We start from the raw sequence: 14,225 nt of genomic DNA on the forward strand, positions 1-14,225 counted from the left end.
GTGCGCGGAGTGTCGTTCCGTCATTCCGTCATGCCCTGGGCGAGAACCCTCCTTTCGAACCGGAAACTCATCCGGGCTGCCCGGGGGCGGGCGGCCCACCGGACGAGAGAGAACCGATTCATGAGCTCCTATCTCCACCCGGCCGTACCAGGGGAAGATCCTTTGTTACGGCCGACGGAAAACGGATCCGAGAACACCCGGAAGAGCAGCGCGAAGAACGGCACGGCGCAGTCAGGATCCGGATCGGACACCACGGTGCGGGCCCGCATTCCGAACCAGTACCGGCCCATTTCCACTCACCTGGCGATCACTCCCCCGGTGAGTGTCGTGATCCCCGCCATGAATGAGGCGGAGAATCTTCCGTACGTCTTCAAGTCGCTGCCCGACTGGATCCACGAAGTCGTACTGGTCGACGGGAATTCCACCGACGACACGGTCGCCGTGGCACGCGAACTGCGGCCCGACGTCCGCGTCGTGGAGCAGCGCGGCAAGGGCAAGGGGGATGCCCTGATCGCCGGATTCGCGGCCTGCACGGGCGAGATCATCGTGATGGTCGACGCGGACGGCTCGGCCGACGGCGAGGAGATCGTCGCCTTTGTCTCCGCGCTGGTCTCCGGGGCGGACTTCGCCAAGGGGTCCCGCTTCGCCAACGGCGGTGGCACCGACGACATGACACCGGTGCGCAAGCTCGGCAACCACCTGCTGTGTGCGGTGGTCAACGCCAAGTTCGGCGCCCGCTACACGGATCTCTGCTACGGATACAACGCGTTCTGGCGGTACTGCCTCGACGAGATCGACCTGGACTGCACCGGCTTCGAGGTCGAGACGCTGATGAACATCCGAGTGGCCAAGGCCGGCTTACGGGTGCAGGAGATCCCGAGCCACGAGTACCTGCGCATCCACGGCGCCAGCAATCTGCGCGCCGTACGGGACGGCATCAGGGTGCTCAGGGTGATCCTCGGGGAGCACACGGTGCGACGCCGTCGCGCCGCCTCCCTTCCGCTCAACACCCGTAGAGGAGCGGCGACTTGAGCAGTCGGGCGCCGGTCGGTGCGGGTGAGGTCTCGGTGGTGGTGTGTGCGTACACCGAGGACCGCTGGGAGGACATCCTGGCTGCGGTCTCCTCGGTGCGGTCACAGTCGCTGCCGGCCCACGAGACGCTGCTCGTGGTGGACCACAATCCGGCCCTCCTGGCGAGGCTCAGGAGCCGGTTCGAGAAATCGACGGAGCCGGGGCAGGTGCGGGTGCTCGCCAATGCGGGCCCCCGCGGCCTCTCCGCCGGCCGCAACACGGGCGTCGCCGCGGCCGGCGGCGCGGTGGTGGCCTTCCTCGACGACGACGCGGTCGCGGAGCGGCACTGGCTGCGGTACCTCGCCGAGGGCTACAACGACCCACGGGTCCTCGCTGTGGGCGGCAGGACGGAGCCCGTATGGGCCTCGGGGCGCCGTCCCGACTGGTTCCCGGCCGAGTTCGACTGGGTGGTCGGCTGCAGCTACCGGGGACTGCCCGCGGGCCGGGTGCGGGTGCGCAACGTGCTGGGCGGCAACGCCTCGTTCCGCCGCGAGGCCTTCGCCCTGGCGGGAGGCTTCGCCACCGGGATCGGCAGGGACGGCGACCGCCGGCCGCTGGGCTGCGAGGAGACGGAGCTGTGCATCCGGATCGCCCGGGCCGATCCCGGCGCGGTGCTCCTGGTGGACGACCGTGCGGTCATCCACCACCGGGTACCCGCCGTCCGCGAGCGCTTCGCGTACTTCCGGACCCGGACCTACGCGGAGGGCCTGTCCAAGGCCCTGGTGTCGCGCAGCGTCGGCGCCGCGAGGGGACTCGAGTCCGAACGCCGGTACACCACAAGGGTGTTGCCCGGTGCGGTGGCCCGCGGGCTCGCGGACGCGGTGCGCGGACGCCCGGGCGGGGCGGGCCGCGCGGGCGCGGTGCTCGCGGGAGTGGCGGCGGCGGCCGGCGGCTATGTCGTCGGGGGCGTCCGTGCCCGCAGGGGAGGCGGGTCCTTCTCCGTCCCACGGCCGTCCGGTGCGGCGCGAGGGAGCGAGGGACGGGAGGGGGCCGACGCCGTATGACCACGCGACCCGTGCCGATCCTGATGTACCACGCGATCGCCGACGCACCCGCGGCCGCGACGCACGCCCTGTCGGTCGCGCCTGCCGCCTTCGCCGAGCAGCTCTCGGTCCTGGCGGAGCGCGGGTTCACGCCGGTCACCACCGCCGCGCTCGGGGCGGCCTGGCGGTCCGGGGCGCGCCTGCCGCGCCGCCCCGTCCTGATCACGTTCGACGACGGATATGCCGGGGTGCACCGCCATGCCCTGCCGGTCCTCGCCCAGCACGGATTTCCGGCCACGCTGTTCGTCTCCACGGGCTGGATCCGCGGCGCTCACGACACCGGCGGCGCACTCGACGCCATGCTGGACTGGGCTCAGACACGGGAGCTCGCGGCTGCCGGGACGGAGATCGGCGGGCACAGCCACACACATCCGCAACTGGACCAACTCCCGCACGAGGCCCTGCAGTTCGAGATAGATCGCTGCCGGGAGATCATCAGGGACGAACTCGGCGCCGCACCCACCTCGTTCGCGTACCCCTACGGGTACTCGGACCGGCGGGTACGCGCCGGCGTCCGCGCGGCCGGCTTCGCCCAGTCCCTCGCCGTGGGCAACGATCTGGCCCGCCGCCGGCACGGACCGTACGCACTGCGCAGGCTGACAGTCCGTCGTACGACCGGCATCGAGCAGTTCGCCCGGGTCGTGGAAGGCCGGTCGGTGAGGCGCGCCTACGCCGGGGAGCGCGCGCTCACCCGGGGGTACGCCGTCGTGCGCAGGGCGAAGCAGGTCCGCCGAAGGGTGGACCGTATCCGTGGCTGACACGAGCGCCGCCACCCAGCTCCGGCCGTCGGCAGAAGAACGGCCGGTGCGCCGGCGGCTGCGGCTGCCCGGCGCCGGCGGCGGAAGTCCGCTGTTCCGCAACGCCTACGCGCTGATGCTCAACACCGGGATCTCCGGTGTGCTCGGCCTCGGCTTCTGGCTGGCCGCCGCCCGGTACTACTCCGAGTCCGCGGTCGGCCAGGGCTCGGCGGCGATCGCCGCGATGAAACTCCTCGCAGGCCTCACGGCGCTGACCCTGATGGGCGCCCTGGCCCGCTTCATCCCGGTCGCCGGGCGCGCCACCCGGCGGCTCATCCTGCGGACGTACGGCCTGAGTTCGCTGGTCGTGGCGGTGGCGGCGGTGGTGTTCCTCGGGACGCTCGATCTGTGGGGGCCCTCGTACCGCTTCCTGCAGGGGCCGCTCAGCGGCGCGGGGTTCGTGCTCGCGGTGGTGGCCTGGTCGCTGCTGACCCTGCAGGACGGGGTGCTGACCGGGCTGCGCAGCGCACTGTGGGTGCCGGTGGGCAACACGGCGTTCTCCACGGTGAAACTGCTGCTGCTGGTGGCGCTCGCCGCCGCGGTGCCGACGGCGGGCGTGTTCGTCTCCTGGGTGGCGGCGATCGCGGTGTCCGTGGTGCCGCTCGGCTGGCTGGTCCTTCGGCGTCTCGTCCCGCGGCACGTCGAGGCGACGAAGGACTGCGCGGATCCGCCCAGCATGCGCCGGATCGGGCGGTTCCTCGCGGGCGACTACACCGGGTCGCTGTTCTCGCTCGCCGTGGTCTACCTGGTGCCCGTGATCGTCGCCGCGCAGGTCAGCTCCGCGGACAACGCGTACTTCTACATCACGGCCACCATCGCCGGAACGGTCAACCTCCTCGCGATCAACATGGGGGCCTCCCTCACCGTCGAGGGCTCCCACGATCCCGCCCGCCTCGCCGCCAACTGCCGTGCCGCGCTGCGCCGGATGGCGCGGATCATGCTGCCGGTGTGCACCGTGCTGTTCGTCGGTGCGCCCTACGTTCTCGGCGTGTTCGGACCGGGTTACGCGGATGCCGCGACCGGGTTGCTGCGCTGGTTCGCGGTGGGGGCCGTACTGCGGGTGGTCATCGAGACGTACTTCGCGGTACTCCGGGCGGAGAGCCGGACGTCGGGTCTGGCCGTTCTGCAGGGGGTGCTGTGTGTCCTTGTCCTCGGTCTCACGCTGGTACTGCTGCCTCGGATGGGCCTGGTCGGGGCAGGGATCGCGGAGATCGCCAGTCTTACGGTGGTGGCTTCGGTGGCCGCGTTCAAGCTCTTCAAAGTCGTCAGACCGGCTGCGCCGGAGCCCCCCGCACGGGCCTCGGCGCCCGTCGCCCCGGACGGTGACCTCGCGGACCTCGGGACGGGCGGGGGCCCCGCAGATCTCGGAACGGGCAACCGGACCGTCAGCGCGCCGAGGCTGAACGACACGTCCCACAGGCCGACTTGGGCGCTGCAGGCGACTTCGGGCAGGGCGTCCGCACCCGCCGGGTCCCGGCCCGACCGCGACCACCGGCCCACCTGGGCGCTCCGCCGCCCACCCATGGACGCCGAGGCGGCGTCATCACTCACCGAAGCCGCCCGTACCGAGGGGGAGGCGCCCGCAGGGTCCGGCACGGGCGTCTTCGTCGACGCACCGGACCGGCGCCCCTACCGACCGTCGTTCCGGCCTCTGCCTCCGGCCAACGACACCACGGGGACGGCTCCGGACGAGGGCCCCGTCGAAGAGCCGGTGAACCGCGACGCGTCCGCCGGCGCCGCCGCCCGGGCCCGTTCGCTCGGTCTGTGGCTGCTGCTCGGCACCGCGCTCGCCCTGTTCTGGGTCCCGGTAGCGGGTCTGGGTGAGGCCGACCTCGACGCGATGGGTGGCCTCGGCCTGATCTCGGTGCTGCCGACCGCGACGCTCGCCGGAGCCGCACTGTTCGTGGTCGTGTTCGCCTCGCTGCTCTGGCACGAGCGGCCGCGCCGCGCCCTGCTGACGGTGACGCTGCTCGCCACCCTGGTGTCCCTGCACGCCCTGCCCGCCGTACTCGAGGACGCACCGCGGTTCGCGACCGCCTGGCAGCACCTGGGCTTCCTCGACCACATCGACCGGGCCGGGACCGCCGCGCCGGATCTGGACGCGCGCTGGAGCTGGCCGGGCTTCTTCGCGGCAGCCGCGTTCCTGGCCGAGGCCTGCGGAGTCTCCGACTTCACGGAGGTCATCCGCTGGTGGCCGATCGCGATGCAACTCCTGTGTCTGGCACCGGTTTTCCTGCTCCTGCGCGCCGTACGCGCGTCCTGGCGGGCCAAGTGGGCCGGCGTGTGGATCTTCGTCCTGAGCGGCTGGGTGGGTCAGGACTACTTCTCGCCGCAGGGCTTCACGTACCTGCTGTATCTCGCCTTCGTGGCGGTCCTCCTCGTCTGGTTCCGGGCGCCGCGCATGCTGTGGGGGGCGCGCAGGCCGGGCGAGGCCGAGGTGTTGCCGGCCGGCCGCGGCACCCGGGTGGCGTTGCTCGGGGTGCTGATCGCACTGTTCGCGGCAGCGGTGCCCGCGCATCAGCTGACGCCGTTCGTGATGCTCGGCGTGCTCACCGCGCTCGTCCTGGTGGGCCGCAGTGAGCTGCGCGGGCTTCCGGTCCTGTGCACGGTGGTGGTCACCGTCTGGATCGGGTATCTGGCCGAGCCGTACTGGTCGGGGCATTTCCAGGAGCTGTTCGGCGGCGTGGGCGGCGTCGGCGGAAACGTCACGTCGTCCGTCTCCGGACGTATCGAGGGCGGCAGTTCCACCCACCAACTCGTGCTCTACGCGCGCGTGGCCCTCGCCGGCGGAGTCATGGCTCTGGCCTGCGTCGGCTGGTGGCGCCGGCGCACCTACCGTTACGCCGAACGCTCCCTGCTCGTCCTGGCCTTCGTCCCGTTCCTCGGCTTCGGCATGCAGTCCTACGGCGGCGAGATGGCGCTGCGGGTCTTCATGTTCGCCCTGCCGGGCGCGGCCCTGCTCGCCGGCCTCGCACTGTTCCCGCGCACCGGTGTCACGGCTGAGGAGCGGGACCGCGACCGGGTCAGCCTCGCGCCGCTCGCAGCCCTGCTCGCCGGGCTGCTCCTGATCGGCGGCTTCCTGATCGCCCGGTGGGGCAACGAGCCGTTCGAACGGGTGCGGGCCGGCGAGGTCGCGGCGATGGAGTACGTCTACGAGCACGACGACCCGACCGTGCGGCTGCTCTGGATGAGCAACGACACCGTGGACAACGTCACTCCGGCCCTGCCCTGGGGCAAGCAGGACATGGAGAAGGTGCATTACCTGCCGACCCTCGCACCGACCGATCCGGTCCTCGTCGCGTCCCTGGTCAAGGCCCTCAAAGACGCAGGACCGAACTCGTATCTCATGGTCAACCGCAGCCAGTCCGTGTACCTGACGATGGACGCCGGCTATCCGCGGAACTGGGAGTCCCGGCTCCTCGACAGCCTCGACGCGCGCGACGAGTTGACCAAGCCGTACGCCAACGACGACGTCGCCCTGTACGTGCTGCGCGAGCAACCGGACGGGCCGGTCGAGAAGGCGGACCCGGGCCCGCCCGGACCAGAGATCACCTGGACGCCCTGGTCGGTGGTGGGCGGCCTCGCGGCCCTCGCCCTGATCGTGCTGCTCACAGTGCGCGAGGTGGTCCGGGTGGCGGCGCCACCGAGCGTGCGCGGCCTGCAGTGGCTGCAGAGCACCTTCTGGTTCTCGCTGCCGCTGCTCGCGGTGCTCTTCGCCGCCCTGATCCAGCGCTTCGTGACGATGGCGTAGCTGCCCCTCGCCGTACGTCTTCGCCTCGACGCGGCTGCCTGGCGGACCGGTTCGGCCGGTGTCGCGGTGCGTCAGCGGCGGAGCCACTGCACGCCGTACGCCGGGAGGTCGACGGACTTGCCGTGGATCCTGGCGGTGACCGGGTGCTTACGGACGTTGACGACCAGGGCGGTCTCGGCGTCGGCCAGGACGCGGACGTCCCCTCGGTCGGCGGTGGCGATGCCGGCCGGTTCGTAGCGGGTGCCGGGCGGGAACTCGCGCTGGAAGCGGGTCAGGAGGTCGAGCATCGGCAGCGGTGTGCCGCCGTCCGCGAGGTCGGTGGCACGCCACAGGCAGCCGGCGCAGGAGGCGCCGGTGTTCTGCGGGTTCCAGTAGAAGCCGGTGGTCGCGCCGCCGCGGGCCATCGCGATCAGGCCTGCGGCCTGGGTGGCGACGCGGCGCCGTTCGCTCCAGCCGTCGCGGTCGTCATCGTCGTCCCCCGGCTCCACGTAGTACTCGGCCCACCACAGCGGCAGACCGCCGGTGCGTTCGCGGATCCAGCGGCCCACCGCGGTGAACTTGGCGGTGGCCGCGAACGCGTCGGGGATCAGCTCGTCGTCGACGGTGTAGCTCGAGCCGTCGACCACCACGAAGTCGGCGCCCGCCTTGTGCTCGTTCCAGTACCGGAAGGCGTCGAGGACACGCTGGTCGGCGCTCCCCCAGCGGCCCTTGAGCTCGGTGGACGCGTTCTCCTTCCGGCGCGGGTCGACACTGTCCATGACCAGGTACGGGCCGCCCACCAGAATGTCCTTGTCGACCTTCTTCAGGGCTCGGTGGACCTTGTTGTACAGCTCGGTGTAGCCCTCGTGGTCCCAGCGGCCCTCGTCCGAGTTCCAGAAGCCCTTGAACTCGTTCCATACGACGAAGTGCCGTACGTCCGGATAGCGCCGAGCGACCGTGGCGGCGAGCTCGGCGAAGTCGTCGTAGTGGTCGGGATCCGGGGCTCTCTCCAGGGACTCGCGGCTCCAGTCGGTGTTGTCGACGCCCGCCTTTCCGCCCTTCATCCAGTCGGGGGCGCAGCACAGGGTGACGACCGGGGTTCCTTCGGTGGCGCGGATGAAGTCGACACGGCGGTCCATGGCCTCAAAGTCGTAGCGGCCCGGGGACGGTTCGGGGTTGTCGGCGCCCCAGCCCATCAGGTGCTGGACCTGAGGGAGGGGGCGTTCGGCGAGGAGTTTCGTCGCCCGGGCGACGGCCGGGCGTTCGCCCTCGTCGGCGCTGTGCTCGGTGTGCGTGAAGCCCCAGCCGAGTTCGGCCCTCGGCTTGCCGGAGGGCTTTGCGGGGGTGCCGTGCACCTTGTCGCCGTCCGCGGACGTGCCACGGGTGGAGCCCTGCCCGTCGGGCAGGCCGCTGAGGGTGAGGATCAGGGCGAACGCGGCCACGGCGACGCCGAGCAGTGCGGTGAGCCGCCACCGCCGAGCCCCCGAATTCCACTCATGACGTCCCATCAAGGACAAGCGTAGTCAAGGCAGTTGCCTTCCCGGCAGGGGTCGGCCGGCACGACTCGGTAACGGCCGCAGCTCCGGGCCCTCGCCGCACCGTGGACGGGAGGCGCAAATGCCGTGCGCGAAGAGCAGGGGTGCCGGATCATGGACGCCATGCCAGCAGATCCTCAGTCCGCTCTGCCGATGCGACTCAATGTGGACGACAGCGACTCCCCCGCGGACGTGGTCGACGCACTGTTCCTCGGCCGCTTCGCCACGGGCGAGCAGCCGCACTCCCACAGCGCCTCGATCGACCGGGTCAAGTCAGGACTCACCCTCCTCCCACCGGACGCCGAAGTGCTGCGCTCGGCCCGCGACGACGACCGCAGCGCCACGCTCGCGCAGGGCGAGGGCTGGACCCTGCTCGTCTCCCGCTGGAGCCGCGGCGCGGACGTCACGGTCACCGCGGTCAGCGCCGAGGTCGCCGAGCGCGTGGTGAAGGAGGCCACGGACGGCGCGGCCGACGAGCCGGAACCCCAGCCGGACAACGTGGCGATGGGCTTCTGGTACGTGTCGCCGCGCCGCGGCCCGCACCGCACCACCCGGCAGATCACCGCAGGAGCCTGGGACGACGTACGGACCAACTACACGGCGCCGGTGGCCGAGGCGATGGACTCCCTGATGAAGGTGACGCCCAAGGACATCGCGGGCCGGCTGCTGCTCCTGCACGGACCTCCCGGCACCGGCAAGACGTCCGCGCTCCGCACCCTGGCGCGGTCCTGGCGGGACTGGTGCCAGGTGGACTGCGTACTCGACCCGGAGCGGCTGTTCAGCGACGTCGGCTATCTGATGGACATCGCGATCGGCGAGGACGACGGCAGCGCCAAGGGACGCTGGCGGCTGCTGCTCCTGGAGGACTGCGACGAACTGATCCGCGGCGAGGCCAAGCACACTGCCGGGCAGGCGCTGTCGCGGCTGCTCAACCTCACGGACGGCCTGCTCGGCCAGGGGCGGAACGTCCTGGTGGGCGTCACCACCAACGAGGATCTGGAACGCCTGCACCCGGCCGTGGTCCGTCCTGGCCGCTGCCTGGCCCGTATCGAGGTCGGCCCGCTCACCCACACCGAGGCGGTCGACTGGCTGGGCACGGACGAGGGCGTGCACCGGGACGGGGCGACCCTCGCGGAGCTGTTCGCCCTGCGCCGCGGCATCTCCCCGACGGCCGTACCGGACCAGCGGGACTCGGGGGCGGACTCCGGGCTGTACCTCTAGGTCGCGCCCGGCCGAGGTCGTGTCGCCTCGAACTGCCCTGCCGGGGCGGGGTGTTCAGCCGTATACGGCCCGCAGGGCCTGGTCCGCGGCGGCCGCTGCCGCCGCCCGGTCGAGGCCGAGGCGTCGCGCCTCATCGGCGAAGGTGCGGGCCGCTTCGGCGGCGCGGCGCGCCGCGGCGTCGTCGGCCGCCGCCACGAAGGTGCCGCGGCGGCCGCGGGTCTCGATGACCCCGTCGGTCTCCAGGGCGCGGTAGGCCTTCGCCACCGTGTTCGCGGCGAGGCCGAGTTCCTCGGCGAGGCCGCGCACGGTGGGGAGTTTGTAGCCCACCGGGAGCGCCCCGGAGCGGGCCTGGCCGGAGATCTGGGCCCGCAGCTGCTCGTAGGGCGCGGTGCCGGACTGGTGGTCGATGCGGAGCTTGAGGGTCACGGGCCGATTCTCGCGCACCCGCCGGAAAACCGGGGGCGCGGGCACGGGTGTGCGCCGTAACGTGCGGGTCCATGAGCATGACTGTCCGAGAATTCCGCGCCTATGACGCCGAGGGTGCTGCAGCGGTGCTGCGTGCCGCGATCCCGTTCCTGGTGGTCACACCGGAGGCGATGGTCTGGGCGCTCGACCATGTCGCGGCCGCCGCCCGTCAGCGGATCCTGGTCGGCGAGAGGGACGGACAGATCGTCGCCCGCGGGGAGATCGGCCTGGCGTACGAGAGCCCGGAACCGGGACAGGCCAACGCGAACATCTATGTGCACCCGCAGCACCGCGGGCACGGACTGGGCACCCGCCTGCTGCGCGCGGCGGAGGAGTATCTGGCCGCCCAAGGAGCCACCGCGGTGTACTCGTGGGTGCTCGACGAGCCCGCCCACCTCGCCTTCGCCGCCGCGCACGGCTACCGGCCGAGCCGCTCGGCGCACTTCCTGCGCCTCGACCTGACGCAGGAGACGCTGCCGCCGCTCGTGCCCGCGCCGGCCGGAGTGGAGCTCCGCAGCGCGGCGGACTTCGCCAACGACCCGAGGCCGCTGTTCGGCCTCGACGCGGAGACGACGGCCGACGAACCGGGCGATGTCGCCGCCCGACTCGACGACTACGACGACTGGCTGCGTACGACCTGGGCCCATCCCTGCCTGGACCACGAACTGACCACGGTGGCGGTCGAGCACGGCGTGCCCGTCGCGTTCACCGCGGCCCGCACCGACGGGCGTACGCGCTACATGTCGGGCATGACGGGAACGGCTCGCGCCCATCGGGGCCGCGGTCTGGCCAGGCTGGTCAAGAGCCACTCCCTGCACCGGGCCGCGGCGGCCGGCTACACCGAGGCGTTCACCGGCAACGACACGGAGAACGCCCCGATGCTCGCCGTCAACAAGTCCTTCGGCTACGAAGTCTGCGCCAGGGAGGTACGCCATGTCCGCACCCTCGGTTGAGCCGGGTACCCCGATGGAGATCGTGCTCGTCAAGTCGGGCCGTACGAAGATCCGTTACCCGGCGCTGCTGCTGCACGACGACGGGACGCGGGTGAGTCTGCGGGCCGCGTGGGCCGGCGACGGGGTGCGCGATTTCGGCGCGTTCCGCTTCGAGCCGGGCGATGTGTTCACCGAGCACTACTGGCGCGACCGCTGGTACGCGGTCAAGGCGGTCCGGGCGGCCGACGGCTCACTCAAGGGCTGGTACTGCGACGTGACCAGGCCCGCGGTGGCCGGTGACGGCGAGGTACGGGTGGAGGATCTCGACCTCGACCTGTGGTGCTCGGCGGACGGTCGCACCGTACTGCGCCTGGACGAGGACGAGTTCGCCCGGAGCGGTCTCGCCGAGCGCGATCCGGGGGCCGCCGCGGAGGCGGTGCGGGCGCTCGACGAGCTGGAACGCGTCGCCAGGGGCCGGGGGCTGGAGCGCCTCGTCTCCTGACAGGCGGGCGCTCCCCCGGAGACGGGGCGCTCAGCGGGCGACGACCAGCTCCACCTCGAATCCGTCGCCGTTCTCCAGGTAGGCCGCGCAGTGTTCGGCCCCGCCCGCGTACGGATGCTGGTCGGGGAAGAGCAGCGTCCAGCCGTGCGCCGGGGCCTCGGCGACCAGGGCGTCGAGGGCCGGGCGGTCACGGACGTGCAGGGCCAGGTGGTTGAGTCCCGGTCGGGTCCGCTCGTGCTGCGCCCCGGTCAGGGCAGGCGACTGCTCGACGACCAGATAGGTGTCCGCGCGCCGCCAGCTGCGGCCCAACTCCCAGTGCTGGTACGGCAGATAGCCGAGCCGGCCGAGCAGCCAGCCCCAGGAGGCCGCCGCCCGGTGCAGGTCCGGCACCCACAGCTCGATGTGGTGCACGGCGCCGTGCACCCGTCCGCTGTCGGCCGCCGACGGCGCGGCGTCCGTAGCGGGCAGCGGCACGGAACGCGAGGGGCCGCCCGGCCGGTGGGCGATCGGATCGTCGGGGGCGTGGCGGTGCAGCACGAACCGGTCGCCCGCCAGATAGGCGTCGAGTCCCGCACGGCAGTAGGCGACCAGGTCGTCGGGCAGCGCGGCGAGCGGGTGCCAGGTGAGCTCGGAGCACTTGTGCGGCTCCGCGTTGTACGGCTCCCCGCCCGCGCCGTCGGCCGTCTCGAAGAACCAGCCGGTCCGGGTGTCGCCGCCCGGCGCCTGGTGCTGCATCACGAGCGCGACGCGCAGATCCCCGGGTGCGAGCTCGAGACCGACCTCCTCGCGGGCCTCGCGGATCACGGCGTCCCGCACGTCCTCACCGGACTCCACATGGCCGGACGGCGCGTGCAGCAGCCCGTCCGCGTACCCCGTGCCCCGGCGGCGGGCCAGCAGTACCTCGTCCCCGCGGCGAACCACCAGGTGGACGTCGACGATCTCGGTGTGGCGTGCGGGACGGCCGTCCGGCCTCGATGTAGTCATGCGGGGATCCTCGCAGCCGGCACCGACAGCGCACCGTCGCGCACCGCAGGCGGCACACTGTCGGCGCCGGCCGAAACCCGTGACGCGGTGGGGGCTTGTGGCAGAGCAGCGGTGGGTACCACGTGCGTGATGGGCGCCACTGACAGATCCGGAGCGATGAGCAAGGCTTTCGTTCCGGGTCTCCTTCTGTGAAGGCACAGAACGCCCGGGACACGACCCCAGGAGGCCGCCATGCGCCGCCAGACCGTGCAGAAGCCGATCCGCAGGCCCGCGAGCCGTCGTGAGCAGGAGCTTCGCGAGGAAACCGCCCGGCCACGTCCCGAGGTTCGCCGCGACATTCACAGGACCTGGTGGCCGGACGGCTGAGGTTCACCCGCCGCTAGTTCTTGCCCTCCTCCTCACCCGTCTTCTCCTGACTCGTGTCCGTCTCTTCCGCCGCGGCCTGCCCGGGCGCGGCGGTAGCCGTCCGCCCGGGCAGCAGCTTCTTCAGGAGCGGCCAGGCGAGCAGGAGCGCCACGATCACGTAGACCGTCACGGAGAACGGGGTGTTGACGAGTCCACTGACACTGCCGTCGCTGATCTGCAGCGCGCGGCGCAACTGCTGCTCCGCGGCCGGGCCGAGGATCACACCGATCACGGCGGGCAGCACCGGCAGTCCGTAGCGCCGCATGCCGAAGCCGATGAGGCCGATGACCAGCAGGATCACCAGGTCGAAGGACTCTCCCCCGACGGCGTAGGCACCGACGGCGGCGAAGAACAGGATGCCCGCGTACAGGTACGGCCGCGGGATCTTGAGGAGCTTGGCCCACACCGGTGCGAGCGGCAGATTGAGCGCGAGCAGCAGCACCATGCCGACGAACAGCGAGGCGATCAGGCCCCAGACCAGGTCGGGTTCGCGTTCGAAGAGCAGCGGTCCGGGCTGGATGCCGTACTGCTGGAACGCGGCGAGCATCACGGCCGCGACGGCCGTGGTGGGCAGGCCGAGTGTCAGCATCGAGACCAGCGTGCCGGCCGCGGACGCGGACGCGGCCGACTCGGGTCCCGCCACGCCTTCGACGGCGCCCTTCCCGAACTCGTCCTTGTGCTTCGAGAGCCGCTTCTCCGTGACGTAACTGAGGAACGTCGGGATCTCCGCGCCGCCCGCCGGGATCGCGCCGAACGGGAAGCCGATGACCGGTCCGCGCAGCCAGGGCTTCCAGCTGCGGCGCAGCTCGCTCCGGCCGAGCCAGGGGCGGCCGACCGGGATCGCCTCGCCTGCGGAGCGGCGCAGATGGGCGGCGATCCAGAGGGCCTCGCCGATGGCGAAGAGACCGACCGCGACGATCACCACGTCGATGCCGTCGGCGAGTTGGAGCGTGCCGAAGGTCAGGCGCTGCTGCCCGGTCATCTGGTCGAGGCCGACCAGGCCGATGGTGAGGCCGATGAGCAGCGAGGCGAGACCGCGGATCCGTGACGAACCGAGCACCGAGGTGACCGCGATGAACGCCAGGACCATGATGGCGAAGTAGTCCGGCGCGCCGATGTCGACGGCCAGGTCGGCGACGGCGGGCGCGAGGGCCACCAGCAGGATGGTGCCGATCATGCCGCCGGCGAAGTGTCCGATGGCGGCGGCCGCGAGCGCCTGGGCACCGCGACCGGACTTGGCCATCGGATTGCCTTCGATGGCGGCCACGACCGCCGCCGTCTCCCCCGGGGTGTTGAGCAGGATGGAAGTCGTCGAGCCGCCGAACATCGCGCCGTAGTAGATCCCGGCGAACATGATGAACGCGCCGGTCGGATCGAGCCCGTAGGTGACGGGGAGCAGCAGGGCGACCGCCATCGCGGGGCCGATGCCGGGCAGCACGCCGATCGCCGTGCCGAGCAGGACGCCGATCGCGGCCCAGAGCAGGTTGATCGGGGTGAGGGCGGTTCCGAAGCCGTCGAGCAGGGAGTTGAGGGCGTTCAC

General features: G+C 71.9%; 10 protein-coding genes and 1 pseudogene. 7 read left to right on the top strand and 4 right to left on the bottom strand.

Going from position 1 to position 14,225, the window contains the following annotated elements; all coding sequences use genetic code 11:
- Positions 1-120 precede the first annotated feature (120 nt).
- The 4 genes from DSC45_RS09605 to DSC45_RS09620 are packed head-to-tail and all read left to right on the top strand — an operon-like array spanning position 121 to position 6,662.
- Positions 121-1,032, top strand: coding sequence for a glycosyltransferase family 2 protein (locus tag DSC45_RS09605; protein WP_119289053.1), 912 nt, complete (start codon positions 121-123; stop codon positions 1,030-1,032).
- On the top strand, positions 1,029-2,075 hold the full coding sequence (locus tag DSC45_RS09610; RefSeq protein ID WP_240434554.1) for a glycosyltransferase family 2 protein: 1,047 nt from the start codon (positions 1,029-1,031) through the stop codon (positions 2,073-2,075). Before DSC45_RS09605 ends, DSC45_RS09610 begins: the two co-directional genes overlap by 4 nt.
- The gene (locus DSC45_RS09615; RefSeq protein WP_119289055.1) at positions 2,072-2,872 is read left to right on the top strand and encodes a polysaccharide deacetylase family protein; all 801 of its coding nucleotides are present in this window, start codon (positions 2,072-2,074) and stop codon (positions 2,870-2,872) included. Before DSC45_RS09610 ends, DSC45_RS09615 begins: the two co-directional genes overlap by 4 nt.
- Positions 2,865-6,662 (top strand): polysaccharide biosynthesis protein, encoded by a 3,798-nt coding sequence (locus DSC45_RS09620; RefSeq protein WP_119289056.1) that lies wholly within the window; start codon positions 2,865-2,867, stop codon positions 6,660-6,662. Before DSC45_RS09615 ends, DSC45_RS09620 begins: the two co-directional genes overlap by 8 nt.
- A 71-nt stretch (positions 6,663-6,733) precedes the next feature.
- Here DSC45_RS09620 and DSC45_RS09625 read toward each other — a convergent pair whose 3' ends face one another.
- Positions 6,734-8,149 (bottom strand): GH39 family glycosyl hydrolase, encoded by a 1,416-nt coding sequence (locus DSC45_RS09625; protein WP_119289058.1) that lies wholly within the window; start codon positions 8,147-8,149, stop codon positions 6,734-6,736.
- 150 nt (positions 8,150-8,299) lie between these two features.
- Here DSC45_RS09625 and DSC45_RS09630 point away from each other — a divergent pair, with 150 nt between their 5' ends.
- Positions 8,300-9,397: a DUF5925 domain-containing protein gene (locus DSC45_RS09630; protein WP_240434555.1), complete on the top strand. Its 1,098-nt coding sequence runs from the start codon at positions 8,300-8,302 to the stop codon at positions 9,395-9,397.
- Between the two features lie 54 nt (positions 9,398-9,451).
- Here DSC45_RS09630 and DSC45_RS09635 read toward each other — a convergent pair whose 3' ends face one another.
- Positions 9,452-9,823: a GntR family transcriptional regulator gene (locus tag DSC45_RS09635; protein WP_119289061.1), complete on the bottom strand. Its 372-nt coding sequence runs from the start codon at positions 9,821-9,823 to the stop codon at positions 9,452-9,454.
- A 71-nt stretch (positions 9,824-9,894) separates the two neighbouring features.
- Between DSC45_RS09635 and DSC45_RS09640 the strand changes: the two genes are divergently transcribed.
- Both DSC45_RS09640 and DSC45_RS09645 read left to right on the top strand, forming a co-directional pair.
- Positions 9,895-10,815: a GNAT family N-acetyltransferase gene (locus DSC45_RS09640; RefSeq protein ID WP_119289063.1), complete on the top strand. Its 921-nt coding sequence runs from the start codon at positions 9,895-9,897 to the stop codon at positions 10,813-10,815.
- Positions 10,796-11,296 (top strand): ribonuclease FAU-1 family protein, encoded by a 501-nt coding sequence (locus DSC45_RS09645; protein ID WP_119289065.1) that lies wholly within the window; start codon positions 10,796-10,798, stop codon positions 11,294-11,296. The genes DSC45_RS09640 and DSC45_RS09645 overlap by 20 nt, the downstream gene beginning before the upstream one ends.
- A gap of 30 nt (positions 11,297-11,326) precedes the next feature.
- Here DSC45_RS09645 and DSC45_RS09650 read toward each other — a convergent pair.
- Both DSC45_RS09650 and DSC45_RS09655 read right to left on the bottom strand, forming a co-directional pair.
- Positions 11,327-12,247 (bottom strand): annotated as a pseudogene (locus DSC45_RS09650) (NUDIX domain-containing protein); the annotation flags it as partial.
- A 412-nt stretch (positions 12,248-12,659) separates the two neighbouring features.
- Entirely contained in the window at positions 12,660-14,225 is a 1,566-nt protein-coding gene (locus DSC45_RS09655) for a tripartite tricarboxylate transporter permease (protein WP_119289068.1), read from the bottom strand.

This window comes from Streptomyces sp. YIM 130001, assembly GCF_003574445.1.
GTDB lineage: Bacteria > Actinomycetota > Actinomycetes > Streptomycetales > Streptomycetaceae > Streptomyces.

What these genes read in the sequence shown, in the direction of transcription:
- DSC45_RS09645 (WP_119289065.1), top strand. Translation starts at nt 10,796, where the DNA reads ATGTCCGCACCCTCGGTTGAGCCGGGTACCCCGATGGAGATCGTGCTC.
- DSC45_RS09605 (WP_119289053.1), top strand. Translation starts at nt 121, where the DNA reads ATGAGCTCCTATCTCCACCCGGCCGTACCAGGGGAAGATCCTTTGTTA.
- DSC45_RS09640 (WP_119289063.1), top strand. Translation starts at nt 9,895, where the DNA reads ATGAGCATGACTGTCCGAGAATTCCGCGCCTATGACGCCGAGGGTGCT.
- DSC45_RS09625 (WP_119289058.1), bottom strand. Translation starts at nt 8,149, where the DNA reads ATGGGACGTCATGAGTGGAATTCGGGGGCTCGGCGGTGGCGGCTCACC.
- DSC45_RS09630 (WP_240434555.1), top strand. Translation starts at nt 8,300, where the DNA reads ATGCCAGCAGATCCTCAGTCCGCTCTGCCGATGCGACTCAATGTGGAC.
- DSC45_RS09615 (WP_119289055.1), top strand. Translation starts at nt 2,072, where the DNA reads ATGACCACGCGACCCGTGCCGATCCTGATGTACCACGCGATCGCCGAC.